The organism is Candidatus Micrarchaeia archaeon (assembly GCA_041653315.1).
In the GTDB taxonomy this organism is placed as follows: Archaea; Micrarchaeota; Micrarchaeia; order Anstonellales; family JAHKLY01; genus JAHKLY01.
The window spans coordinates 1-2,675 of record JBAZFO010000077.1; the positions used below are offsets into that span (position 1 = coordinate 1).

Annotated in this window: 3 protein-coding genes; 1 reads left to right on the top strand and 2 read right to left on the bottom strand. The window is 26.3% G+C overall.

Annotation, left to right across the window (positions count from 1 at the left end):
- Together WC356_07850 and WC356_07855 are read right to left on the bottom strand one after the other, a co-directional pair.
- A partial coding sequence (locus WC356_07850) for a hypothetical protein (GenBank protein MFA5383054.1) occupies positions 1 to 940 on the bottom strand: 940 nt, incomplete at its 3' end.
- Between the two features lie 9 nt (positions 941 to 949).
- Entirely contained in the window at positions 950 to 1,900 is a 951-nt protein-coding gene (locus WC356_07855; protein ID MFA5383055.1) for a hypothetical protein, read from the bottom strand.
- Positions 1,901 to 2,159: 259 nt separating this feature from the next.
- Here WC356_07855 and WC356_07860 point away from each other — a divergent pair.
- A partial coding sequence (locus WC356_07860) for a cell division protein FtsZ (GenBank protein ID MFA5383056.1) occupies positions 2,160 to 2,675 on the top strand: 516 nt, incomplete at its 3' end.

Below are 2,675 nucleotides of genomic sequence, written 5' to 3' on the forward strand. Positions count from 1 at the left end.
GTTCTCCTAAATATGCATACGTATCTCCTTTTCTTGTTAAAAACATAGAATTATTAGGATCTTCTTTAAGTATTTTATCTATATCTTCCATTGCTTTTTTATTTTCTTTTAATTTTAAATAGATATAACTTCTTTCATAATACCAAATATTTTTTCCATCAATTTTTATTGCTTCATTATATTCTTTTAATGCTTTTTTATGATTTTCAATTCCCCCTAATGCCATTAAAGTTTTTGCTAAGTTTCTGTGAATTGAATCTTTTTTAGTATCTAATTTTTTTGCTTTTTCTAAATTTTTCAAACTGTTTTCAAAATCATTTAAAGCGCCATAACATACTCCTAAAAATTCATAAAATTCACTTGTTTCTTTTATATTTAATGCTTGTTCAATTAGTAAACCAGCTGTATAATATTCTTTCTTTTTAAAATGTTCTTTTGCATTTTCAAAAATATTTTCTGCAATATCTTCTGTTTCTTTTTTTAATAAAATTATATTTTGAATTTCTTTTTTCTTTTCATAAAATTTTTCTATTGTTGGGTTTAATTCTATTGCTTTATTTATATCCTCGATTGCTTGTTTTATGTCTTTATTAAGCATATTTGCTTTAGCTCTTAATTCAAAAAATTCAGGAACATTAGAATTTTCTTTTATGGCATTATCTATTTCTTTTATTGTATTTTTCCAATCTCCCATTCTAAAATAAACAAAGGCTTTGTTTGAATATAAAAAAGCAGAAGATTTTTCTCTTTTAATAGCTTCATCATAATCAAGTAATGATTCTTTATATTTTCCAAGATTCATTTTAATAAATCCAAGCATATTATATGCAGTTGGATCGTCAATTTTATTTTTATTTAATAAATCTAAAGCTTCCTTAAATTTTCTTTGTTTATTTAATTCTTTAACTTCTTCAAGAATTTGTTTTTCTTTTTCATCCATAGACTTTACCTACTCAAATTTTATTTGACAATTTCTTTTTTCTTGTTCAGTTGTTATTTCTGTACATAAATTTGAATTATTTTGCAATACCGCAAGATTAGTGATGCATTTACCTATCCATTCTTCATCTATTATTTTTTTACATTCTTCAATTTCCTTTGGGTTGCCGCTATTAAAAACTCCTTGATAACATTGCCACCTATGATAATTATTTTCAATATCATTACATAAATATGCCTTTCCATTATCAAATGCTGCTTGTCTATAGCAATCATTTTCCCAAGATTTACTCCAAAGATCAGAGCAACATGAAGTATCTCCTGTTATTTTTGCATAATCTCTTCTGCATTCATCTTTTAATGCGCTTTCTCCCAAAGTATTAAATTTGCATTTTGTACAATTTAATTCTTTTATTGCAATAGATAAATAACATTGTTTTTTAAATTCTCCGTTTTCTTCTGTTATTTTAGTACATAAATTTTCTTCTCCAGTATAATTTGCATAATCTGCTAAACATTTATTTTTTCCATTTTCACTTTTTGCTAATGAGCATTGTTCTGTTCCTTTGATTATACTTAAACAATAATATTTATAAGATTCAGTTTCTATTTGATTGCATGCATCTTCACTTGATTTATTTTTAGCAAATTCAATTAAACATTCTTGATTTTCACAAATTGAAAAATTATTTTCATATATTGCAAGACATATCTTTTTTTGTGTTCCATATAAACCTTTGCATAAATCACTTAAAATTATTTCTTCATATTCTTCAATTTCTTCTTCAGTATTTTCTGTTGTATTAACTACTGGTGCAGGTAAAACTGCATTTGGTTTTTCAATTTGTTTTTCAAAACCTACACAAGCAAACATTAGTAAACTAACTGCCATAATAAAAAAAATAAAATCAATTTCAATTTGTTTTTTTGTTTTATTAGTTAATCTTTTCATAATAATCACACAAAAACTTCTTTACTAAATTATTTAAATGTAATCTTTTTATTTTTTTATCCAGTTTTTTAACTTTTTTATTTTTTTATCAATTTTTTATCAAATTTATTAATTCATATATTAATTTAAATCACGCGCGTTCGTACTTGTGCAATAATTTTACAACTACCTCATAAAATTAAAAAAAAAATTACAGAGGTAAAAAATTACCACAATTCGAAAAGTATTTAAATCTTGTCCTTTTATTTCAAAGCAGAGGCGATATAGTATGGAAAGTTTAGTAAAGAGTGTAATGAACGAGCAAGGGCCAGCTCAAAACGAAGTAGAAGATATGGGCTCTGACAAAATTAAAATTGTAACAATAGGTGTAGGTGGTGGAGGAAACAATACCATTAACAGATTAATAAAATCTGGAGTAAAGGGTACAGAATTAGTTGCTGTAAACACAGATAAGCAACATCTAAGTATTTTACATGAAAGAGCAAGAAAAGTTCTTATCGGAAGAAGTATAACCAAAGGTCTAGGTGCTGGTGGTTATCCAGAAACTGGAACTAAAGCAGCAGAAGTAGATAGAGGATTATTAGAAAAAGAAGTAGAAGGTGCACATTTAGTATTTATATGTGCAGGTATGGGTGGTGGAACTGGTACAGGAGCAGCACCAGTCATTGCACAAGTTGCAAAAGAACAAGGAGCAATTACAATTGCAATGGTTACTTATCCTTTTAATTTAGAAAGAGCAAGAAGGATAAAAGCAGACCAAGGAATTGGTGATTTGAAAAAGGTT